Source organism: Stenotrophomonas sp. MYb57 (genome assembly GCF_002966815.1).
GTDB classification, from domain to species: Bacteria; Pseudomonadota; Gammaproteobacteria; order Xanthomonadales; family Xanthomonadaceae; genus Stenotrophomonas; species Stenotrophomonas indicatrix.
This window is the reverse complement of record NZ_CP023271.1, coordinates 2,108,600-2,131,678: the sequence shown is the minus strand read 5'-3', so window position 1 is coordinate 2,131,678 and position 23,079 is coordinate 2,108,600. Positions and strand designations below refer to the sequence as shown.

General features: G+C 67.3%; 16 protein-coding genes. 4 read left to right on the top strand and 12 right to left on the bottom strand.

Annotated features, from left to right (window positions below):
• Positions 1–135: 135 nt before the first annotated feature.
• Complete coding sequence (locus CLM74_RS09885; RefSeq protein ID WP_025874852.1) at positions 136–1,086, bottom strand: DMT family transporter; 951 nt, start codon at positions 1,084–1,086, stop codon at positions 136–138.
• A 67-nt stretch (positions 1,087–1,153) separates the two neighbouring features.
• Positions 1,154–1,873, bottom strand: coding sequence for an AraC family transcriptional regulator (locus CLM74_RS09880; RefSeq protein ID WP_105163963.1), 720 nt, complete (start codon positions 1,871–1,873; stop codon positions 1,154–1,156).
• Positions 1,874–1,954: 81 nt separating this feature from the next.
• Between CLM74_RS09880 and CLM74_RS09875 the strand changes: the two genes are divergently transcribed.
• Positions 1,955–2,737 carry a DUF6491 family protein gene (locus CLM74_RS09875; RefSeq protein ID WP_105163962.1) on the top strand — a complete coding sequence of 261 codons (783 nt, stop codon included), beginning with the start codon at positions 1,955–1,957 and terminating at the stop codon, positions 2,735–2,737.
• Here CLM74_RS09875 and CLM74_RS09870 read toward each other — a convergent pair.
• From CLM74_RS09870 to CLM74_RS09860, 3 genes are all read right to left on the bottom strand, one after another.
• Positions 2,734–3,786 (bottom strand): linear amide C-N hydrolase, encoded by a 1,053-nt coding sequence (locus tag CLM74_RS09870; RefSeq protein ID WP_105163961.1) that lies wholly within the window; start codon positions 3,784–3,786, stop codon positions 2,734–2,736. The genes CLM74_RS09875 and CLM74_RS09870 overlap by 4 nt on opposite strands.
• 63 nt (positions 3,787–3,849) lie before the next feature.
• On the bottom strand, positions 3,850–4,263 hold the full coding sequence (locus CLM74_RS09865; RefSeq protein WP_105163960.1) for a DUF6691 family protein: 414 nt from the start codon (positions 4,261–4,263) through the stop codon (positions 3,850–3,852).
• Complete coding sequence (locus CLM74_RS09860; RefSeq protein WP_105163959.1) at positions 4,260–4,697, bottom strand: YeeE/YedE family protein; 438 nt, start codon at positions 4,695–4,697, stop codon at positions 4,260–4,262. The genes CLM74_RS09865 and CLM74_RS09860 overlap by 4 nt, the downstream gene beginning before the upstream one ends.
• A gap of 117 nt (positions 4,698–4,814) precedes the next feature.
• Here CLM74_RS09860 and CLM74_RS09855 point away from each other — a divergent pair, with 117 nt between their 5' ends.
• Complete coding sequence (locus tag CLM74_RS09855) at positions 4,815–5,102, top strand: metalloregulator ArsR/SmtB family transcription factor (protein ID WP_032976155.1); 288 nt, start codon at positions 4,815–4,817, stop codon at positions 5,100–5,102.
• A gap of 3 nt (positions 5,103–5,105) precedes the next feature.
• On the opposite strand, the gene CLM74_RS09850 is transcribed toward CLM74_RS09855, so the two are convergent.
• From CLM74_RS09850 to CLM74_RS09830, 5 genes are all read right to left on the bottom strand, one after another.
• Positions 5,106–5,534 (bottom strand): BLUF domain-containing protein, encoded by a 429-nt coding sequence (locus CLM74_RS09850; protein WP_105163958.1) that lies wholly within the window; start codon positions 5,532–5,534, stop codon positions 5,106–5,108.
• 82 nt (positions 5,535–5,616) lie between these two features.
• Entirely contained in the window at positions 5,617–6,756 is a 1,140-nt protein-coding gene (locus tag CLM74_RS09845) for a hybrid sensor histidine kinase/response regulator (protein ID WP_105163957.1), read from the bottom strand.
• A complete protein-coding gene (locus tag CLM74_RS09840; protein ID WP_105163956.1) occupies positions 6,753–7,328 on the bottom strand; it encodes a chemotaxis protein CheB in 576 nt (191 codons plus the stop codon). The genes CLM74_RS09845 and CLM74_RS09840 overlap by 4 nt, the downstream gene beginning before the upstream one ends.
• Entirely contained in the window at positions 7,328–8,152 is an 825-nt protein-coding gene (locus CLM74_RS09835; protein WP_105163955.1) for a CheR family methyltransferase, read from the bottom strand. Before CLM74_RS09835 ends, CLM74_RS09840 begins: the two co-directional genes overlap by 1 nt.
• Positions 8,149–11,247 carry a response regulator gene (locus CLM74_RS09830; RefSeq protein ID WP_105163954.1) on the bottom strand — a complete coding sequence of 1,033 codons (3,099 nt, stop codon included), beginning with the start codon at positions 11,245–11,247 and terminating at the stop codon, positions 8,149–8,151. Before CLM74_RS09830 ends, CLM74_RS09835 begins: the two co-directional genes overlap by 4 nt.
• Positions 11,248–11,425: 178 nt before the next feature.
• Between CLM74_RS09830 and CLM74_RS09825 the strand changes: the two genes are divergently transcribed.
• Both CLM74_RS09825 and CLM74_RS09820 read left to right on the top strand, forming a co-directional pair.
• Entirely contained in the window at positions 11,426–12,553 is a 1,128-nt protein-coding gene (locus tag CLM74_RS09825) for a PAS domain-containing sensor histidine kinase (protein WP_099786007.1), read from the top strand.
• Complete coding sequence (locus CLM74_RS09820) at positions 12,550–12,909, top strand: response regulator (RefSeq protein WP_025874874.1); 360 nt, start codon at positions 12,550–12,552, stop codon at positions 12,907–12,909. The genes CLM74_RS09825 and CLM74_RS09820 overlap by 4 nt, the downstream gene beginning before the upstream one ends.
• A 168-nt stretch (positions 12,910–13,077) precedes the next feature.
• Here CLM74_RS09820 and CLM74_RS09815 read toward each other — a convergent pair whose 3' ends face one another.
• Both CLM74_RS09815 and CLM74_RS09810 read right to left on the bottom strand, forming a co-directional pair.
• Positions 13,078–16,779 carry a TonB-dependent receptor gene (locus CLM74_RS09815; protein ID WP_105163953.1) on the bottom strand — a complete coding sequence of 1,234 codons (3,702 nt, stop codon included), beginning with the start codon at positions 16,777–16,779 and terminating at the stop codon, positions 13,078–13,080.
• On the bottom strand, positions 16,776–22,955 hold the full coding sequence (locus tag CLM74_RS09810; protein WP_234003458.1) for a CshA/CshB family fibrillar adhesin-related protein: 6,180 nt from the start codon (positions 22,953–22,955) through the stop codon (positions 16,776–16,778). Before CLM74_RS09810 ends, CLM74_RS09815 begins: the two co-directional genes overlap by 4 nt.
• Positions 22,956–23,079: the final 124 nt, after the last annotated feature.

Below are 23,079 nucleotides of genomic sequence, written 5' to 3'. Positions count from 1 at the left end.
CTACAGAAAACACCGCCGCGATGGTTGCTGTCAAGTGTTGCGGCGCAATATTTCCATGCAGCGATCATCGGCCAACGTGCCGGCATTTGGTTGCAACTGAGACCAACAAGTGATCGTCGCCCTCAATGCGTCGATTCAGCCGACATGTTCGGTGATTGCGCGCGGCGTGCGATGCGCATGCGCGCACAACAGCACCCCGCCCACCAGCAGCACGATCGCCAGCAGTTCCAGCAGGCTGGGCCAGCGCCGCTGCCAGGCGAAGGCGTACAGCAGCGCGAACAGGGTCTCGAACACGATCATCTGCCCGGTCAGGGTCAGCGGCAGCAGGCGACTGGCCCGGTTCCAGAACGCATTGCCGAGGATCGAGGCGACCACCGCCACGCCGGCGCTGATGGCCCAGAACCCACCCCATTGCGCAGCCGTATGCGCCTGGTTGTGTCCACTGAACGCCATCGGCACCAGCAGCAGCGACAACCCGCCGGTGGTGACGCCGGTCAGCAGTGACCAGTCGTGGCTGGAAAGGTCGGGCCGCCGCGACAGCCAGCGGCTGTTGCCGATGGAATACAGCGCCCACGAGAACAACGCACCGAACGCGCACAGCAGGCCGATCAGGCGTTGCCGCCAGGGCGTGCCCAGATGCTCGGACATCAGCGCCTCCCAGCCGACCATCGCTACGCCGAGCACGCACAGCGCCAGCGCCGGCAGCAGCTGCTTCAACGGCACCGCGCCCTGCTCGCGCACGCCCACCAGGGTGACCACGACCGGAATCAGGCCGACAATCAACGAAGCAGCGGCGCCACCGGCCCACTGCACCGCCGTGGCCAACAGCAGGAAGTACACCAGGTTGCCGGCCAGGCTGAGCCACAACAGGCCGATCCACTCAGCGCGACCGAGCTTCGGCGCCAGCCGCTTCCAGCGCGGCAGCAGCAGGACCACGGCGATCAGGCCATAGACCAGATAGCGGCCGGCGGAAAGCTGCAGGGCATTGAACGTGCTCAACACGGCGGGCGCGAGGAAGACCACGCCCCACAGCGCACCGGCGGCGATGCCATTGGCGATGCCCAGGGCAATCGGGTTGTTGCGCATTGCAGGATCACAGCAAGAACGGGCCGCGCAGTGTAAGCGGCCCCTTGCCGGCCGGTCTTGACCGAGGCTACTGCCAGTTCGCTTCCGCAGCGTTGGGTGTGGCTCGCCGCCATGCCGCCGGCGTCTGCCCGCATTCGCGGCGCAGCGCACGGGTCAGTGCACTCTGCTCGGAATACCCTGCGGCCAGTGCGATATCGCTGATCGATGCCGGGCTGACCCGCAACTGGTGCTTGGCCCAGCGCAAGCGGCTGGCACTGAGCCACGCCTGCGGGCTGAGCCCGAACTCACGCCGGAACACCGCATGCAGGCGGCTTTCGCTGATGCCGACAAAGGCAGCCATGCGCGCTACCGACCATGCCTGCCCCGGTATCGCCTCGACCGCAGCGCACAGGCCCTGCAGGCGCGCACCACTACCGGCAGGCGCGAAGACCCGCAGCAGTTCCGGCAGCAGCGCTGGCACAGGCCGGCCCGTCTGCACCTGGGCAAGCCGCTGCCGCAGCGACAGCGGGAGATGCAGCCAGCGCTGCCGGCACAGGTGCTCCTGGGTCGCGTCATCGAGCACACGCGGCCCGCAGTCGACAATCACGAAACCGTTGGGACCTTCGGCCATCTGGTCGTGCGCTTCGCCGGCCGCCACGAATGCCCCCTGCAGCAGGTCAAGACGGCCGCCCCTGCCCTCCATCTCGAACTGCAGCTCACCCTGCAGCGGCAGCACCCACTGCGCATAGCCGTGGCGATCCAGGCCGGTGGCCTGACCGTAGTGCCGTAGATGGAAGATGGCGCCCATCCGAGCAGTCTGCGCGTGTAACACTTGCCGTGCAAACCGCTGCTATAGTCGGCCCGTCATCCAACGCAGGGAGTGCAGGACATGACTTACAGGCACGCATCCATGGTACTGGCCGCCAGCCTCGCGCTGGTGCTCACCGCCACGGCTTCGGCACAGGAACGCATGCCACCGGCCCCGCACTGCATGGACGCTGTCGGCGTCCAGGAAGTGGAGCAGGCATCACCGCGCTCGATCGCGCTGCGTGCCGCCTCCGGCCAAGCCTATCGCATCGACTTCGCCGAGGATTGCCCCGGCGTCCGCGCAGCCACCACGTTGAAGCTGGAAGCACCCGCCGGCTGGGCCTGCGGTCGTCCCAGCGAGCGCGTTGTGGTCGATGGCCACAGCTGTGCCGTCAGTGCAGTCACCCCGGTCCAGGCCCGCGACTATGCCAGCGTGGCCCGCGACAGCGACAGCCTGCGCACGGCCACCCTGCCCGCCCTGACGATCCGCCAACGCAAGGACGTCCGCCACGGCTTCGGCGGCTCGGCCTCGTACTGCTTCGCCACCCGCAATGTGCGCGGCTGGTCGTCCGACACGCAGGGCATGCTGGTGGAAACCAACCCGCTGCGTAGCGGCGGCCATCGCTTTTACCGTGTTGAACTGGGCAGCCACTGCCTCCAGCTCGACCGCTCACCGGAATTGAGCTTCCAATCCGGCATGCAGAACGGCCTGATCTGCGGCAACCCCGGCGACCGCGTGGTTACGGCCGATTTCGCCAGCTTCGACGAGCGCAGCGACGCGGTGGCGCCGCTGCCCCGCTTCACCCGCCGCGGCGCCTGCACGATCCAGGCGGTCTACCCGGCCTCCAGCCAGGCGTCGAACTAGCCGTCGACGCCGAGGAAGGTGAACGGTGCGCTGGGCACGAAATGGCCCAGTGCATCGCCGGCGAAGGTATTGCGCTGGTCACGGCCGAGATCGAGCTTGAGCACCTTTCCGCCGAAATCGACCTTGGTCAGGTCGACCCAGAAGGTGTTGGGCGTCAGTGCCGACTCGAAGAAATACAGGCGCCGCTTGTGGTCGGCGACCGTACGCCAGCGGGTGGACGAGATGTTGGGCTCGCCCGGCGTGGTGATGCCGAACGGTACCGACACGTTGCGGATCACGCTGAACACACTGGCCAGCGCCTCTACCGGATCTTCCGCTTTCGGAATCGCGTTGATGTAGAAGGAGGCCCGCGCGAAGCGGTCGGCCGAACGGTTGGTGCCCGGCAGCATCACCGTGCCACCGATCTGCTGCCAGTAGCTGTTCAATGCCAGCTGCTGGTCGAAGACCGGCGAATTGGTCATCACCTGGTAGCGCCGATCATGGTGGATCACCTGGCGCCCGCCGATGTATTCGACGATCGCGCTGTCACCCGTGGCGTCGGACAGCGACAGATGCAGCGTCGCCTGGCGGTCCTCGCCCGGCACCTTGTCGGTGACGATCGAGTACGGTTCGCGCTGCAGCGCGGTCACCGCCTCTTCCACCGTCGCGAAATTATCCAGCACATACTGCGCCCACAACGAGATGGACAGGCCGGGCTTGCCGCCGCGCTGGGCCGGGTACTCCGACTCGACCAGCCACAGCAGGTTGGCGACCAGGCCCTTCTCGTTCATGCCATCGGTGGTGGAAATGTCATAGCCGGTGGCCACCACGCTGCCGTAGCGTGCAGTCCAGGCGATCGACCCCGGCCCCGCCTTTCCGGTGCGCGCAATGCCACGCGGCAACACGTAGAGATTGGTGGCCACGTCCACTTTCCAGTCCATCGAGCGGGCGGTGATGACATCGCCGTTGTCGCCCAGATACACCGCGCGCGTGCAGGCCATCGCCGGCGTTGCCGCCGTCGCCAGTGCCGCCGCCAGCAACGCGCCGCCTTTCCTTTTCATCCGTGCCATGTCGTCCTCCGTTCCCCGGGAAAGGTGATCTGAACCCCGCAACGGTGAGATGAACGTGAAGCCTCAGCGCAGCCAGCGATCATGCAGCCAGAAACCGGCAGCCATCGCTGGCACGAACCACAGGGCTTCGCGCGCGCCCACCGCCAACGCGGCCAGCGCGGGCCCTGGGCAATAGCCGACCCAGCCCCAGCCGATACCGAACAGCGCCGCACCCAGCAGCAACCGCGTGTCGACAGCCTGCGCCGCCGGAAGCTCGAAACGTTCGGCGCACCATGGCCGCTGCCGCCGCCGCAGCCAGAATTGACCCAGTGCGCTGACCAGCACCGCCGACGCCAGCACCCAGGCCAGCGTGGCATCGAAGTCGCCAGCCACATCGAGGAACCCCAGCACGCGACGCGGATCGGTCATGCCGGCCAGCGCGAGGCCGGCACCGAACAGGCCGCCGGCCACACCTGCCGCCCACAACCTGCGGCTCATGCCAGGCCTCCGCCGTGACGTAGCAGGAACGTGGTGAGCATCGCGCAGGCCATGAACACCAGCACCGCCACCAGCGATCGCCGCGATCCACGGGCGAGGCCACAGACACCGTGGCCGCTGGTGCAGCCGTTGCCCAGCCGCGTACCCAGGCCCACCAGGACACCGGCAGCGATCAATTGCCAGGCCGGCAGCGCGTCGCGCAGCAAGGCGCGTGGTGGTTGTCCTGCACCCGCCTGCCAACTCAACACCGCTGCCGCCGCCGACATCAGTCCGAGCAGGAAAGCCCAGCGCCAACCACGATCACCGCGCGGCGCGGCAGCGGCGCCGGCAGCGATACCGCTGATGCCCGCCACCCGACCGAGCGTGGCCAGCAGCAGCACCGCCGACGCACCGATCAGGCCGCCGCCTGCAATTGCCGCCCATGGCAGGGTCATGCCCTGCCCCTCTGCACCGCGCGCATCGGCTTGCCCTTCAATTTAGATTTCTCTAAATTAGACTTTCCTGAACTACCGGGTCAAGCCGTGCCCAGCATCACCACCGACAGTGCCGCGATGGCTACGCATGCCGCACAAGCGGCTGCCCTGCTGAAATCGCTGGCACACCCGGCGCGACTGCGCGTGTTGTGTCGCCTGGTGGAAGGAGAAGCACCGGTGCCGGAACTGCAGGCCCTGACTGGCCTGAGCGCATCGGCGCTGTCACAGCATCTGGCCGTGCTGCGCAATCTGGATGTGGTGGCAACGCGGCGGCAGGCACAGGCACTGCACTATCGGCTGCTGGAGGGTCCGGCGCTGGGAGTGCTGCAGGCCTTGCACGCGGCGTACTGCGTCCCGCAGCGTTAGCGGTCAGCCCGCGCTGAGTACCGGCCGCACGACCTCGGCCAACAGATCCACCGCCGTAAGCACGACGCTGTCACCGTTCACCGAGCGGGCGAATCCCGACCAGTCGCCTGCGGAAAGCTGGCGCAGCATCGCGGCGTCGACCGGCAGCCCGCGCATTGCCCAGTACGGAAACTGGCGCTGGCCCAGCCGGCCACGCGCCAGCTCGACGATGTCGACATGGCTGCCGGCCTGCAGGATGCGCTCATAGACCGAATCGATGCCATCAGGCGGGCCTTCGATGTACTGCAGGAAACGCTCGCCGTCATGCAGCAGCACACCCGTCACCCCTGCCATCTTGTTGAAGCGCGCGGCATCCTCGACCAGCGTCTGCAGACGTGCGGCAGACAGATCCGGCTTGGCCTGGCTGACATAGGCGATGGCACGCAGTGGCATGGAGCTTCCTTTGCAAGAGTGGTGCCACGGTAGCAGTTGCGGACGAGCCCGTCTCAGTTCGCTCACGCGCCAGCTGAAGAATTCAGGAAACCGCCGGACTGCGCAAATCGGATCGACGAGGCAGCAGCGCCTCGAACACCACGTGCCCTGCCTCATTGCGCGCGCTCAACTTGCCACCATGGGCACGCACGAACTGGTCAACGATGTACAGCCCCAGCCCGAGCCCGTTGCTCTGGTGGAAGCTGGCCTTGAAGGGTTCGAACAGGCGCGGCAGCAACGCCTCATCGACATGGCCGGTGTTGCGTACGCGCAGCGCGACCACACGTGCATCGCCACCATCGACCTGCACCTGCACCGTCGCGTCGGCGCCATGGGTGAGTGCGTTGCCGACCAGGTTGGCGACGATCTGACCAAGGCGATCCATGTCGCCCTGCAGCGTCGAATCGCCACGGACGTCCAGCGCGATCCGATCGCTTCGATGGCCGGCACCGGCCTCGACCAGCACCGCACGCGTCACCTCGGCCAGGTCACAGACGCTGCTCTGCAGGCGCAGGCCACCGCTGCGGATCCGCGAGAAGTCCAGCAACTGCTCGACCATGCGTGCCATCCGCAGCGTGCTGGCCTCCAGGTAGCTCAGTGTCTGCTGCGCACCGGCATTGTCGTCCGGCAGTTCCAGCGACAGCTTGTCGGCACACAGCAGGATGGCCGACAGCGGCGTGCGCAGGTCGTGGGTGAGCACCGCCGCCATGGTCTCGTTGAGCTTCAACGCGCGCTCCAGCGCTTCGTTGCGCGCCTTCAGCAGCTGCCGCTGCTGGTAGAGCTCGATGAACACATTGACCTTGCTGAGGATCACCTGCGGCGCCACCGGCTTGTGCAGGAAGTCCACCGCGCCGGTCTCGTAGCCCTTGAACACCCGCAGCGGATCATCCGGCGAGGCGGTCAGGAAGATGATCGGCACATCCCGGCTGCGCTGCGAGCCACGCATCAGCTCGGCCAGCATGAAACCGTCGATCTCCGGCATGTGCACGTCCAGCAGCGCCAGCGCTACCTCATGCTCCAGCAGCAGCTCCAGCGCCTGCGCGCCAGAGTCCGCCAGCAACAGGTTGACGCCCTCGCGGCGCAGCAGCGCCTGCATGGCCACCAGGTTCTGCGGCACGTCGTCGACGATCAGCAGGTTGACCGGCGCCTGCGACTGGGCAGGGTCCGGCGGCAGCAGGTTCATGCAAACAACTCCTTCAGGCGGCGGCACATCAGTTCAAGGGGCAGCACGGCGTCGGCGCCGGCATGCTGCAGGGCAGAGGCCGGCATCATCGATGCCTCGGCCTCCTCGGGACATTGCAACCAGGCCTGGCCGCCAGCGGCGCGCACGGCGGCCACGCCATCACTGCCATCGCTGCTGGCACCGGTCAGCAGGATCGCCAGCACACCCGTGCCGAACGCGGCTGCGGCCGATTCGAACAGCGGATCGATGGCCGGCCGCGAGAACAGCACCGGTTCGTCCATCGACAATGCGATGGCCTGCGTGTCCTCCACCAGCAGGTGGTAGTCCGGCGGCGCGAACGTCACCGTTCCGGCCTGCAGGGGCTGCTTGTCCTCCGCTTCGCGCAGGACCAACGTGCAGTACGGCGCCAGCACCTCGGCGATGCGGCTGGAACGGTCGCGCGGCAGGTGCAGCACCACCAGCACCGGCACCGGCAGGGTGGCCGGCAACGCACCCAGCACGATCTGCAGGGCGGCCACACCACCGGCCGATGCGCCGATCACCACCACGTCAGGGCGGAACATCGCCGCCATCAGGCCACCTTCCGGTACAGGCGGTGCTCCCGCGAACAGGCTTCGAAGGCATCGTGATGGCGACCGAACTGCAGCGACTCCTTGCTGCCCAGGCCGAGGAAGCCGCGATGCACCAGGGCTTCGCGGAACAGTCCCACCGCCCGATCCTGCAGGTCGCGGTTGAAATAGATCAGCACGTTGCGGCAAGACACCAGGTGCACTTCCGAAAACACCGTGTCGGTGGACAGGCTGTGGTCAGCAAACACCACGTTGCGGCGCAGCTGGCGGTCGAAGACCGCGCCGTCGTAAGCGGTGCTGTAATAGTCCGACAATGAAGCGGTGCCGCCGGCGGCGAGGTAGTTCCGGCTGAACTGGGCCAGGCGGTCGATGCCGTAGGCGCCGGCCTCGGCCGTGGCCAGTGCCGCGGGGTTGATGTCGGTGGCGTAGACGATGCTGCGCTCAAGCAGGCCTTCCTCGTGCAGCAGGATCGCCAGCGACCACACTTCCTCGCCGGTACTGCAGCCGGCCACCCACAGCTTCACCGAGGGGTAGGTGCGCAGCACCGGTACCACCTGTTCGCGCATCTGCCGGAAATACTCCGGGTCACGGAACATCTCCGAGACCTGCACGGTGAAGAACTGCATCGCCTGGGCGAACAGCTCCGGCTCGTGCAGCAGCCGATGCTGCAGGTCCGACAGGCGCTCGCACTCGTAGCGCTGCATGGCCTGGCTGACGCGACGGCGCAGGGAGGACACCGCATAGCTGCGGAAGTCGTAGTGGTAGCGCTGGTACAGCGCCTCCAGCAGCACCTTCAGCTCCAGGTCGAACAGCGCCTGCTCGTTCATTGCCGCGAGCACCAGACCCGGCACAGCGATACCAGCTTGTCCACGTCGATGGGCTTGGCGATGTAGTCGTTGGCACCGGCCTGCAGGCAGCGCTCACGGTCATCGGGCATGGCCTTGGCGGTCAGCGCGATGATCGGCAGGTCCTGCAGGTGGCGCTGCGCGCGGATCTCGCGCATCGCCTGCAGGCCATCCTTCTCCGGCATCATGATGTCCATCAGCACCAGGTCCACCTCGCGCTGGGCCAGGCGGTCGACGGCCTCCTGGCCATTGCGGGCGATCTCCAGCGTCACCCCCAGCGGCTCCAGCACGCTGGACAGCGCGAAGATGTTGCGCACGTCGTCCTCGGCCAGCAGCACGGTGCGTCCGTCGAGCACGGTGTCGCGGCGGCGCGCTTCGCGCAGCAGGCGCTGCTGGTCGCTGGGCAGGTTGGCCTCCACGCTGTGCAGGAACAGCGTCACCTCGTCGAGCAGGCGCTCGGGCGAGCGTGCACCCTTGATGATGATGCTCTTGGAGTAGCGGCGCAGGCGCTGCTCTTCTTCGCGGCTGAGGGCACGGCCGGTATAGACGATGACCGGCGGGAAGCCGACATCATCGTTGCCTGCCATGTGCTCGAGCAGGTCGTAGCCACTGCCGTCGGGCAGCGACAGGTCCATCACCATGCAGTCGAAGGTGACCGTGCTCAGCTGCTCCACCGCTGCGGCAAGCGTACCGACAGCAGCGATCTGCAGCTGATCGCGGCCCAGCAGCAGTTCCAGGTTGCGGCGCAGATCGTTGTCGTCCTCCACGATCAGCAGGCGCCGCACGTCGCGCTGGCTGGTCTGTTCAAGCTGTTCGATGGCAGCCACCAGGCGCTCGCGCGTGGTCGGCTTGATCGCAAAGCCGATCGCGCCCAGTTCGCGTGCCACTTGGCCGCGGTCCATGCCCGAGACCACATGCACCGGAATGTGCCGGGTGTCGGGGTTGCGCTTGAGCCGTTCGAGCACGGTCAGGCCCGAAACGTCGGGCAGGCCGATGTCCAGCAGGATGCCGTTGGGACGCAGGTCCGCCGCCAGCGCCAGCGCCTCTTCGGCCGTGGTGGCCACCACGCAGTCGAAATCAAGCTCGTGCGCCAGCGTCACCAGGGCTTCGGCGAAGACCGCATCGTCCTCCACGGCCAGGATCAAGCGTCCCGCATGGCGGCGGCGGCCACGGTCATCGGCCACCGCTGCCACCGGCGCGGCACTGGACCGCTGGGCAAGGAGGGCTGGTGCCACGGGGGTGGCGGGTACGGGCTGCACCGGCACCGGCGCTGCGCCGCCTGCGGCGGCCTCGGCTGCCGGCGCGCCCTGCAGCGGCAATTCGAGAATGAAGCAGCTGCCGCGGCCCGGCTCGCTGTCCACCTGGATGTCACCGCCCATGCGCACCGCAAGATCACGCGAGATCGACAGGCCCAGGCCAGTGCCGCCGTAACGGCGGCGGGTGCTGCCATCGGCCTGGCGGAACGCTTCGAAGATCAGCTGCAGCTGGTCGCGTGCAATGCCGATGCCGCTGTCGGCCACTTCGAATCGGATCCGGCCATTGCCGCCGCTGCGAACGTGCAGGCTCACCTTGCCGTGCTCGGTGAACTTGACCGCATTGGCCAGCAGGTTCTTCAGGATCTGCTGCAGGCGCTGGTTGTCGGCCACCAGCTGGCTGGGGGCCAGGCCATCGGACTCGATCTGCAGCGTCAGGCCCTTCTGCCGCGCCATCGGCTCGAAGGTTTCGCGCAGTCGCTGCAGCACACTGTCGACCACCACCACTTCGTCGGCCAGTTCGACGTGCCCTGCTTCGATGCGCGACAGGTCCAGGATGTCGTTGATCAGCGCCAGCAGGTCGTTGTTCGACGACAGGATGGCGCGGGCGTACTTGACCTGCTCGTCGCTGAGCGAGCCGTCCTTGTTGTCGGCCAGCAGCTTGGCCAGGATCAGCGAACTGTTCAGCGGGGTGCGCAGCTCGTGCGACATGTTGGCCAGGAACTCGGACTTGTAGCGCGAGGTGGCGGCCAGTTCATTGCTGTTGCGCACCAGCTGCCCCTGCGCGACCAGCAGCGCCTGCTTCTGCGCCTCCAGCTCGTGGGTGCGCTCTTCCAGCTGCACATTGCTCTGTTCCAGCTCGGCCTGCTGCTGTTCCAGATGCGTCTGTGACTGCATCAGGCTGCGGCTCTGCTCTTCCAGTTCCTCGTTGGCCACGCGCAGTTCTTCCTGCTGTGCCTGCAGTTCTTCGCCTTGGCGCTGCGACTCCTCCAGCAGCACCATCAGCTGCCCGCGCAGCATCGAGGTACGCAGTGCCATGCCGATCGTTTCGGCGCAGCGCTCCAGCAGTTCGTCATCCAGCGCCCGCTGTTCGCCAACCGCCGCCCGGCCCAGCTCGAGCACGCCCACGATCGCGCCGTCGCTGCTGACCGGGGCAAGGATCCGTTCACGCACAGGCACGCGCCCCAGGCTGGTCTGCAGCTCCAGCGGCGCCGCTTCATCCCCCTGCAGATGCCGCGCCCGCTGGTCGCGGGCCACCTGCCCTGCCACCCCTTCCTGCAGGCCCAACGTGGCCGGGATGCCGTTCGGCAACGCCAGCCCACCGGTCAGCTGCAGGCGTCCGCCTTCCAGCCGGTAGAGCGCACCGACATCGGCACCCAGCTGGGTCGCCAGCGTCGACACCGCCGCTTCGGCGATCTGTTCCGGCCCGAGCTCACCGCGCAGGCTGAGCGCGACCGCGTTCTCTGCCTCCTGCAGCCACAGCGCACGCATCGCCTCGCGTCGCGCCTGGATGGCGCGCGAGGCGATGAGTGCGATCATCAGGAAAGCCGCGCCACCGATCGACCGGTTGACGAACGAGAAGGATGAGTTGTTGCTGGCCGGCGCCACGTTGTAGCCCACCGCCAGCAGCACGCAGGCGCTGACAGCCACCACGAACGGCACCCGGGCGCTGCGCTGGAACACAGTGACGCCGATGGCCATGAAATAGGCCAGCCACACGGCATAGCCCAGGGGTACCACCAGTTCCAGCGCGGCCGTAGCCGCCACCAGTACCGCCGACGTCATCCAGATCCAGCGGTCACGCGTAGTCGCACCAGGACGCATGCAGGTCGGTTCCAGTTTGGAAAAGGGGACTGATGTTACTCCTTGTCGCATTCAGCCGCATACGACCAATGGCACAGGCGTCGCATGCACGCCCTCTTCACACTCCACTGCCTACGTTCTCGTGCCTGACAGAGGTAATACGCATTTCATCGTGGTCGCTGCCGCTTCGACGCCGTCCGTGCTGACGGACCCTTCCCGACAGCTGCGGTTGCTGATCGACAGCGTGCGCGACCATGCGCTGTACCTGCTCGATCCCGATGGCATCGTCTGCAGCTGGAATCCCGGCGCCGAACGCATCAAGGGCTACCGGTCGGAAGAAGTCATCGGCACCCACTTTGGACGCTTCTACCTGCCAGCCGATCGCGATGCCGGCGAGCCGCAGCACCTGCTGCGACTGGCGGCGGAAAGCGGACACCATGCCGCCGAAGGCTGGCGGGTGCGCCGTGACGGGTCTCCGTTCCGTGCCAGCGTGGTCATCGAGTCGGTGGTCGAGAACAGCGAGCTCGTGGGCTTCGTCAAGATCACCCGCGACATCACTGAACAGTGGCAGGCGCAACGGCTCCTGCGCGACGCGCAGCGGGCGCTGCGCCAGACCCAGCAGTTCGAGACGGTCGGCCAGCTCAGCCGCGGCCTTGCCCACGAATTCAACAATCTGCTGACCACCATCGTCAATGCGCTGGACCTGCTGTCCGCACGCATGGGCGATGACGAGCGTGCCAACGCCCTGCTCACCACCGCGCAGGCGGCCAGTGATCGTGGCGCACTGCTGACCCGCCAGCTGCTGGCCTTCAGCACCGGGCAGACCCTGATCCGCGAAACGCTGGACATCAATGCGCGGATCCGCGACTGGTTGCCCGCCCTGCAGGCCACCTGCCCTGCCGGCGTCACTCTGGAAACCGCGCTGGCTGCGGACCTGCCTGCCATACTCAGTGATACCGTGCAGCTGCAGACCGCGCTCGCCAACCTGGTCGGCAACGCTGCGGACGCCACCGTTGGTGGCGGCCGGGTATTGATCGCCACCGCGCTGGAACACCGCATGGACCCCGACGCCGACACATCCCGGCAACGGACCTATGTGACGTTGAGCGTCTGCGATGAGGGCCACGGCATGGCCCCGGACATCGCCGAACGCGCGACCGAGCCTTTCTTCACCACCAAGGACATCGGCAAGGGCAGCGGCCTGGGCCTGAGCCAGGTGTTCGGATTCACCACCCAGAGCGGCGGCTTCGTAGACGTGTCCACCACGCCCGGTGTTGGCACCACGGTCAGCCTGCTGCTACCCGCCACAGAGGAACCCAACCCATGACCGATGATCCGATCCGCGTACTGATGGTGGAGGACCAGACCGATCTGCGCGAAATGATCGGCCTGGCCCTGCGCGACTTCGGCATCGACGTGGCTACCACGGCCGATGCGCAGGAAGCGGTCGCGCTGCTGCAGGGCGATACGCGTTTCGACGTGGTGTTCAGTGACATCAGCATGCCCAACGGCATGTCGGGCATCGAGCTGAGCGAGCATGTTGCGCGCGACCAGCCGCAGGCGCGGATGATCCTTTCCTCCGGCTACGCACGCTCGCAGTTGCCGCCGCTGCCCGAGCAGGTGGAATTCCTGCCCAAGCCTTACCGGCTGCGGCAGCTGGTGGAGCTGCTCAGGCAGGCGTGAGCTGTTGCCGCCCTGCCAGGCATGGCCTGGCACTACTGGGTAGCGACCGCCGCGGCCCTGCCAGGCGTGGCCTGGCACTACTGGGTAGCGGCCGTTGCGGGCCCGCCAGGCATGGCTGGGTGGCGACCGCCGCGGCCCCGCCAGGCATGGCCTGGCGTTGCCCAGTCCTCAATAGCGACCCACCAGGTTCAGGTACCAGCCGCGGTGGGTGTAGTCGAACTTCGTCAGATCGTCACTGAAGTCGGTGAAGTTGTAGCCCACGCCAACCCGGAAGTTGCGGCCGACGTCGCGGTCCACGCCGGCCAGCCAACCCTGCCGGCGACCGCCGTCCCGCACGTCCAGCAGGCGGTACTCCAGCAGGCCATGCCATTGGTAGTACAGGTCATAGCGCAGCTGTGCTGCACCGAAGTTCGTGGCTGAATCGAACCACGGACCGGTGCCCCGGCCATAGCGGACCTCGCCTTCGCGGCGGGCCAGCTTGGCCGCCACTTCCCAGCGCTGGTCGATGCGGTACACGCCTTCCAGCGACAACACCTGGGTACGCTGGTCGTAGTCCACGCCGTTGATCTGGCCCATCGTCGACAGGTCGTACAGATAGCTGTAGCGGCCGAACAGCGCCCAGCGGTCATTGTCCCACGGGCGGTAGGCAAAGCCGAGATTGCCCTCGATGAAGCGGGCGCCGGCCACCGGGTTGATCGCATCGTCGGTGTCGGCGTAGTTGAACCTCGCAGCGATCCGCCAGCTGTCATTGAGACGGTGGCTGAGGCGGTTGGTGCTGACCCATTGCGTGCGGCGCTCGGCACCGGTGTCGCGACGCCACTCCAGCTTGCTCTGCCAGTCGGTACCCGGCGACGTGCGGCCGCCGGACAGGCTGACGGCCTTGCGGTCGACCTGGCCACTGCTCGCATCCAGCTTGCCGTCGCTGAGGGTGAAGCCCGCGTTCCAGCCCACCGCCGGATAGAAATCCATGCCGAACGTGTTGGCCAGACCGGATTCCTGGCCGGATTTGAGGAACTGGCTCTCGTTGAACACGTTGACCTGGTCGGACAGGCGCCAGCGCTGGCCCAGCGTCCAGCCATCCTGCGCATTCGGGCTGAACAGCGGGTCGTATTCACTGCGGTCGGTGGACTGGGTGAACGCACCATAGAAGCTGTGCTGCGGGGTCAGCTTGTACTCGGCATTGACCTGCGCGGCACTGCCCCGATCACCATCGCTCACCTCCGCGCCGATCGTGGACAGGTTGGCGAAGGTGTAGGTACCACCGGCGACCACCGCATCATTGTCCGCGTAGCGGCCATGATCGTCATCGACGGTCAGCTGACCGCCGCCATAGATGTCCAGCGCGGTGCCGATGCGATGGGTGTAGCGCGCTGCCGCCAGCACACCGGCATTGCTGCCGATGCCGCGGTCCTCCTGCACCCGGCGCAGCTCGGCCGACACGCGGTCGTTGTCACCGATCCGCCATTCGGCGGTGGCCTGGGCCTGGATCAACGATTCATTGCCACGCCGTGCTTCGCTGTAACGCGCATACAGGCTGAAATCGTCGGTCACGTAGCCCAGCAGTTCGGCGCCCTGTTCGCGCACGCGCTGGCCGGTGTCGAAGCGGCCCACCGAATAGCCTCCCTCGACCTGCCGCCACCAGGCGCCGGCACTCCAGTCGCGCTGGGTCCAGCCCAGCTCGCGCAGGTTCACCCGTGCCTCCACCGCGGTCGCCTCGCCTTCGCGCGGCCCCTCGGGGTTGAGGCGGGTGAAGCTCAGGCCACCGTTGTCGGAGAAGAACACCGGCGCACTGGTCGCCTCGCTGCGGCTGTGCTCGACCTTCAGGTAGGTACCACGCCCGGCCTGCAGGGTCAGGTCCGCACCGCGCAGCGAATAGTCCTGCCCAGCGCGCTGTTCGTCCACATAGGTGGCGCCCACCGCCACGTGATCACCGAACCAGTGCTTGCCACGCACGCCAGCGGTGATGTCGTCATTGTCGAAGCCGGTCGGTACCCATTCGTAATCGACGATCAGGCGCTGCTCGTAGCCGTCCAGCGGCACGTCGCGGCTGATCCGGCGCAGGTTCTCGCGGCTGACCTGGGCTAGCGGTCGGGTCAGCAGGATGCGCCCCTGCAACGCGTCGATCTCGTAATCGGCACCGCGCACCAGCGACACCCGCTGTTCGACACGGCCGGTGGTGCGGTCACGGATCTCCAGCACCACCTGGTCCGAGCCGCGCAGGATGCTGGCGTGGCGCAGGTAATACAGGCTGCCGCCGGTGCCGATGAACTCGCTGTGGCCCGGCGCGGTCTCGGCCTGCGATCCGAACAGGCGCAGTTCGGTCTGCGCATCGCCCCACGCATTGGCGCCGCGTGAGCGCCACGACAGCGCCGCACCGTACAGCGAACGCACGTACTGGGCGTACTCGGTGCCGCTCAGCCCGGTGTTGTAGTTGCCCCACAGCGCCTGGTTCTTGTCCCAGTCCATGCGCAGGTAGAAGCGGCCCATGCTGTCGACGTCGCGCTGGGTCAGCGAATCGTCGCCATAGGTGGGGTAATACAGGTCCGGGTCCAGGCTGCGGAACAGGTCCTGCGGATCGGCCGTGGTGAAACCGGTGAACAGTTCGTCCAGCGGCCGGTTTTGGGTATCGGCCTGCGCCGTCAACAGATAGCGGCCACGCGTCTTGGCCTTCAAATAGAACGCCAGGCGCCCGTCACTGAGCACATCGTCATCGCGCTCGCCACGGGCGACATCGCGGCCCGCACCACTGGCCTTGTTCTGGTACACCGTGACATCGGCCAGGCCCACACCGAACAGATAGCTGCCGCTGACATCCACCTCCAGCGTGCGTGCGATCGCCGGCGCGTCGGGCCGCTCCACCCGCACGTCGAACACGTGGTGACCGATCGGCATCAGGTACTCGGCGGCGAATTTGCGGTCCTGGTCCAGCGGATAGCTTTCGCCATTGATCTTCAGTGCCGCGCCAAGCGGAAGGTCACGGCCCCGCAGGCGCACGCGCGAGCCGTACACCGGGATGTTCTGCTGGCGAAGACCGTTGCTGTCGAACACCTGCTCCAGCAGCGACAACGAAGCGGCCTGGTTGGCATCGACGGCCGTGCCGCGCCGATCTTCCAGCGCGTCGCGCAGCTGCTGGTTGCCACGCTCCACTTCGGCCAGCGTCACCAGCTGCATGGACTGTGCCGAGGTCTCATCGACATTGCCCTCGTCATCGTACGCGCGCAGCACATAGACCAGGCGGTCGCCACGACGCAGCGGCGTGGACGCCGGCAGCGTACCGTCCCAACTGCCCTGCCCGACCGCAGCCACAGGCAGTTCAAAGGTCGCCAATGGCGCGACCCGGTCACTGTCGCTGCCGCGGTAGAGGCTGACCTCCAGACGTTTGATGAACGCGGTGTAGTTGCCACGCACGAAGAATTCGACCGGACGCACGATGCGGCCCTGGTCGAACGCCACCATGCCCGGCGCCGAGATCGACAGCTCGGGCTGGCCCATGGCCGGGTCTTCGGTGGCCCAGATCGCGCCACCTTCCGGCAGGCGGATCATGAATTCACCGCGGACGGTCGCCTTGCCCGGCTCGTCCAGCGCCACGCTTACGCGCCGGTCCGGCTGCAGTACCTGCGATGACGAGCGCGTCGACGTGCCTTCGGTCACCGGCTCATCGAAGCTGCGCGAGCGCAGGGTGAACAGCAGGTCGCCTGCGGCGCTGCACTGGTTGCCCTCGCAGTGGATGGGCGCGCCATCGATGGACGCGTCGTTGGCCGGCGGCGGCGCGGCCTGTGCGGTTGCTGCCAGACCCAGCAGCAGTGCCTGGTACAACGCAGCGCGGTGCAGGCGGGCGGGACGCCGGACGACAGAGTGATGGGCGCTCATCGGCGGGCCTCCTGTTGGTGGGCCGCCGCGCGGGTGGCGGCGGTCTCCTCGTTGCGCACGCGCAGGCGTTGCTGCACGGCAGGGCTGAGCTGCACGCGCAGCGCTTCGAACACGGCATTGGCACGGCGCAGGCCCAACGCCTGGTTGTAGGCATGGCTGCCACGCACATCGGTATGGCCGACCAGGCTGACCTGGCCGCCCCCCATCTGCTCCAGGCGCGCGGCGATGGCAGCCAGCAGCGGCTTGAACTCCTCGCGGATCACCGCCTTGTCGGTGTCAAACAGCACGTTGCCGAGCAGCGCGCCGCCGGCATCAACGCCAGCGACCAGCGAGTGCGGATCACGCACGTCGGCACGCAGCTGCACCGTCAGGCCAGCGCGCGAACCTTCAGCCACTTCGGCCTGCAGCGCATCACGCACGGCCACCGCACGGGCGAAGGCCAACGCCTGGCTTTCGCCGTTGGCGGCAATCACCACGTCACCGCCCTGGTAGCGATCGACCACCTCGGCCATCTTCGCCAGCACCGGACGATAGCTGGCACGCAGCTCGCTGCTGCCCGGGGCGAACAACACTTCGCCCAACGCCAGTTCGGCGCGCTCGGCGGCCGCCTGCGGCGACGGCGGCAGGCGCACGCCGAAGCTGAAGCGGGTCGGCACGCCCTGGGTAACCCGACGCAGCAACGGATTCTCGGTGGTCAGTCCGGAACCCGCCGGTACCGTTGCCGGGTCCAGCTTGACGATGAAGTTGCGGCCCAACCGCGCATCGCCACCGTGCACATCGGCCAGGTGGTAACGACCGAACGGATCGGTTTCGATCAGCAGGCCCTCCACGGTGGCCAGGCGCACGCCGGGAATACCCTGCTCCTGGATGCCACTGTTGCGGATCACGTAGGCCACCTCATAGCCTTCGGCCACCCGCGCGATCTCGCGATGCACGGCCGGCTCGGCTGCGGTCAGGCCCTTGGCCGCCTCGCCACTGCGCTGCACGGTTGTCACACCCTGCGCATCCAGCTGCAGGCGATGGCCCTGGGCGCTTTCCAGCACGAAATCATCGGTGAAGGACAGTTCGCGCAGGCGCTGGCGGATCACCACCTGATGGCTCTCGACGGTGTCCGACGTAGACGCCAGGCCGTGTACCACGCCCACCTGCACGCCATGCAGCAGGGGCGCGCTGGCATCGGCCAACGGCTGCGGTCCATCGCCACGATCCAGCGTTGTCGAACCCGGCACGTACGCGGCAGGCGCGAAACCGCCCTGCACGCGAACACCGGTCAGTTCCGCACTGTCCTGCCAGCCGTCGCCATCGCGGTCATCGAACACGGTGCCGAACACCAGGCTGTCTTCCAACAGCGGATCGGCATCCATGCGCACCTCTGCGGTCGCCACGTTCGACAGCGGCGTGCCGTCGCCGGCAGTAGCCACGGCCTGGTTGATATGGTTGCCGGCACGCACGCCCGCGCCCACCCGCAACAGGTAGGTGATGGTGGCACTGCGGCCCACGGCGATGTCGACCGCGCCGATGCGCAGCGGGGTCTGGCTACCGCCCAGTGAGAACGCGCCGTCGTCGTCGGCCACGCGCATCGAGCCGTCGACATAGCTGAAGCCCGGCGGCGGCGTATCGACCACCACGCCGTCGCGCCAATGGCTGCTGCCGACGTTCTCGACCACCAGCTGGTAGCGCACCAGGTCGCCCACCTTCACCAGCCGCGGGTTGGCGGTCTTGGTGATGCGCAGCGCGAAGTCCGAGACCACCTTGTGCCGCGTTTCGCAGGTGGTGCACTCCGGCGGTGGCGATCCATCCGGGTACTGGCCGCGCAGGCGGTTGAGCACTTCCGTGCGTGCTTCCTGGTTGACGATGGCCTGGTAGACGAATTCATGTTGCCCAACGGGAGTACCGGTCGGCAGGGTGCAGAAGATGTCGGTGCCCTGCTGCACGCAGCCTGCCGGTAGCGTGTCCACGCTCAGGCCCGCATCGGGCGTATCCAGCAGCTGCAACGGCTGGCGCAGCGAAGCACGCTCGACGGTGGCCCGCAGGGTGTAGCGCAACCGGTCACCCGGACGCACTTCACTGCCACTTGCAGGGCCGGACAGTTTTTCCAGCACCACGCGCGGCTCGGCCAGCACGTGCTCGGTGCTGCAGGTTCCCGCGCAGGTGGGGGTATCGCCGCCACTGCCCAGCACCGCGTTGCGGACGCTGCCACTGGCCTGCGCGTTGACCTGCGCGCGGTAGCCCAGCGTGTAGGTGCCGGGTGCGGTACCTGCCGGCAGCGTGCATACCAGCGGATTGCTGGCATTGCAGGTGAAGGCGCCTGGCTGGGTCACCGACTGCAGGTCCAGGCCTGCGCCCAGGGTATCGGTCAGGGTGAACACATCGGTGGTCTGCGAGTTGGCGACCACCACCTCGACGCTGTAGTCCACCGCATCGCCGATGTTGACCGGCGATGCCGTGCTGGAGGACTTGCGGTAGGTGACCGTCGCCGCCAGCACCGGGGTGGTGGTGGTGCAGTCGGTGGCACAGGTGTTGGTACCGGTGCCGCTGCCAAGCACGGCATTGCTGACGCTGCCCTTGGCCTGCGCGTTCACCGTCGCGGTGTAGTTCACCGTGTAGGTGCCAGGTGCGGTGGCGGCCGGCAACGTGCACACCAGCGGGTTGCCGGCATTGCAGGTGAAGCCGGTGGTGGCGGTGACTGAACCGAAGTCCAGGCCCTGCCCCAGGGTGTCGGTCAGGGTGAATACAGCGGTCGTGCGCGAGCGGCTGACCACGGCGGTCAGGGTGTAGGCGATGCTGTCACCCACCTTGACCGCACCGGCCGCGGCCGAGGTCTTGCGATAGTCGATCTGGCTGCCAGCCACCGGCGTGGTGGTATCGCAGTTGACGGTGCAGCTCGGGTTGTCGCCACCGCTGCCGAGCACCGCGTTGGTCACCTGGCCGGTGGCCTGGGCATTGACCAATGCGCTGTACGACAGGCTGTAGCTGCCTGGCGCAGTGCCGGCCGGCAACGTGCACACCAGCGGGTTGGCCGCGTTGCAGGTGTAGGCGCCGGCACTGGTCACGCTGCCGAAATCCAGGCCGCTGCCCAGCGTATCGGTCAGCGTCACCACGTCGGTGGTGCGCGAGTTGGTCACCACCGTGGTCAAGGTGTAGGCCAGGCTGTCACCCACCGACACGGGGCCGGCACTGTTCACCGACTTGGCATAGCTCACGCCCGGCGTCGCCACCGGCGTGGTGGTATCGCAGTTGGTCGTGCACGAGGGCGTGTCGGTGCCGGTGCCGAGCACGGCATTGCGTACCGTGCCACTGGCCTGCGCATTGACCGTAGCGGTATAGCTCAGGCTGTAGGTGCCCGGCACCGTCCCTGCAGGCAGCGTGCACACCAGCGGGTTGGCCGCATTGCAGGTGAAGATGCCCGCGCTGGCCACGCTGCTGAAGTCCAGGCCGCTGCCCAGCGTATCGGTCAGGGTGACCACATCGGTGGTGCGCGAACGCGCAACGGTCACGCTGAGCGTGTAGCCGATGCTGTCGCCCACCCGTACCGGTCCACCGGTGGAGGCCAGCTTGGCGTAGCTGACCTGCGGGCTGGCCAGTGGCGTGGTGGTATCACAGCTGCCGACGCACGACGGATTGTCCGGACCGCTCGGCACTACGGCATTGCGCACCTGGCCAACCGCCTGTGCGTTGACGATGCCGGTATAGGAGAACGCGTAGCTGCCGGGCACGGTGCCGGCGGGCAGCGTGCACACCAGCGGATTGCCGGGCACGCAGATGAAGCCGCCGGCATTGGTCATGCTGCCGAAGTCCAGGCCAGTGCCCAGGGTATCGGTCAATGTGACGGCAGCGGTGGTGCGCGCATCGGCCACGACCACGCTCACCGTGTAGGCAACGCTGTCGCCCACTGCGACCGGGCCGGCAGTAGTGCTTGCCTTGGACACCGAGATGCGCGGCGCCGCCACCGGCGTGGTGGTGGTGCAGTTGCTGCTGCAGGTGGGAGTGTCGGTGCCGGTGCCCACCACCGTGTTGACCACCTGGCCGCTGGCCTGCGCGTTGACGGTGGCCGCATAGGTCAGGCTGTAGGTACCCGGTACGGTGCCCGCTGGCAGCGTGCACACCAGCGGATTGGCGGCATTGCAGGTAAAGGCGCCGGCGTTGGTCACGCTGGCGAAATCCAGACCGGTGCCGAGGGTATCGGTCAGGGTCAGCACGTCGCGGCTGTTGCCGTCGGCAATGGTGACATCCACGGTGTAGCTCACCGTCGCCCCCACCGCCACCGGACCGGCGGTGTTGGAGCGTTTCGCGTAGCTCACCCGTGTAACCGGAACGGTCACATCGCTGCGGGTGCAATGGTTGGCATCGGTACAGGCCTCGCCCGGTGCGGGCGGATTGCCACCATTGAACGGATCGTAGCCACCGCCGACGCTGGCGTGGTTGCGCAACAGGCCGCTTGCCGATGCAGACACGGTCACCGGCAGGGTGAAGCTGCTGCTGTCACCGGCGGTGCCGGCTGCCGACAGCACCTGGCTGCTGGTGCAGCTCACCGCCTGGCCGCTCGCCGTACAGCTCCAGCTGCCACTGCTGAGGGTTCCGGTCCAGTTCGGCACGATCCCTGCCGGCAACTGGTCGCGCACGGTGATGACACCCGCCGGCACGTTCGGCGGATTGCCGGTCGGCACGTTGGTGGTGTTGCTGATCGTCAGCGTGTACTGGGTGCCGGCCTGGCCGTAGTTCCAGATGCCGCCGGTGGCATTGTTGCTCTTCACCACCTTCAGCGCGGGTGCGGTGATGGTGATCAGGTGGTCTTCCACTTCGCCGTCGTCGGCCACGCCGGTCGGCTGCTGGATCTGCGCCGCGTTGGTCGCATAGCGCAGGCGCACGTAACTGCTGCCTGCGCTTACCTGCGCGGGCACGGTCCAGCTCAGGTTGGCCCCGCCACCACTGCATGCAGCGATGTTGCTGCGCTCGCCCGGGTCGAATGTGCCGTTGCGATTGAAGTCGATCCAGCCGGCCACGCTGCCGCTGCCCACGCACGCCACCGGTTGGCTGATCTGGGTACCGGCCTGCATCACCGTCAGCACATAGCTCGCCGGCCAGGCGTTCTCTTCGTTGGGATTGCCCGAGGGGAAATTGTCGTCACCCTTCGCATCGGCGCTGTAGCTGCTCTTCTGCTCGGTATCCGGGCCCATCGTGCCGAGGAAATCGGTCAGCGGCGGTGCCAGGCCACCCGGCGTATAGCCGGCGGTGTTGATGTTGGTGGGGGTGGCGTTGACCGGCAGGCCATCCGGGCGGAACTGCAGATCGTCCACCACATGCATGGCGTCGCCGTAGCTCTGCGGCGCATCGCCGAAGTCGGCATACGGCACCAGCAGGCCGATGGCGATGGCGGTGGTGCCGCCGCCGCGCATCGAGAAGCCCATGTTCACCGCGAGGTTGCCCGGCGCATGCGCGGCGTTGTCGAAATTGAGGAAGGTGACCGCAGCGGTGTTGTTGTCGTTGCCCGGCCCGAAGCGGATCACGCTGTTGCCGCCGCTGCTGGACTTGGTCACGTTGTAGGCACCTGCGCTGAGGTTCTTGCGCATCTCCACCACGTTCCAGGTGCCCAGTGCACTGGCTTCGACGAACTCGCCACTGTTGTTGATCGACTCGGCGTCGGCCATCACCACGCCGCGCAGGCGATACGGCGCGCCGCCCAGGGTCGAGACGCAGTTGATTTCGAAAGAGGATGTACCCGTGCTGCGCGAGATGCCCGCGATCAGCTGATTCGCGCCGCCAGTGCCACCGACGTTGTACAGGTCGTCCAGGCTGTCGCCGCTGAAGCTGCCCGGGCGATAGCTCTGCAGGAGTCCGCCGCCACTGATGTTGGCCAGACTGCAGCTGACACTGAGGTTGATGCCCGCGGCCACCGGCATCGAGATCGACGAGGTATCACCATTGTTGAGCGTGACCCCGGCAGTGCCCAGGTCCGTGCCGCCTCCCCAGGTCAGCCACAGCACCGTGTTGCGGTACGGGCTGGTGCCGCCGGTCGCGTAGGCCGCAGCCCAGGCCGACGATGGCAGCACCACCGACAGCAGCAGCAACAGCAGGCCGGCGGCCAGCCATCGCCCGGTCCGGCCGGGATGTGCACTTTTTTCAGGATGAACGGATCCACCGCCCGCGCTGATGCGCGACGTCGTCGACTGCCACATGTTGGTTTTTCCCCGTCATCAGCCCCACAGGGGAGCCGCTGTTCAGTGGGTACCGGGGAGGGTTCTGCCGGACCCGGAGACGCGTACGAATGCGTGTCTGCCGGTTCCGTGGCGACTACAACCG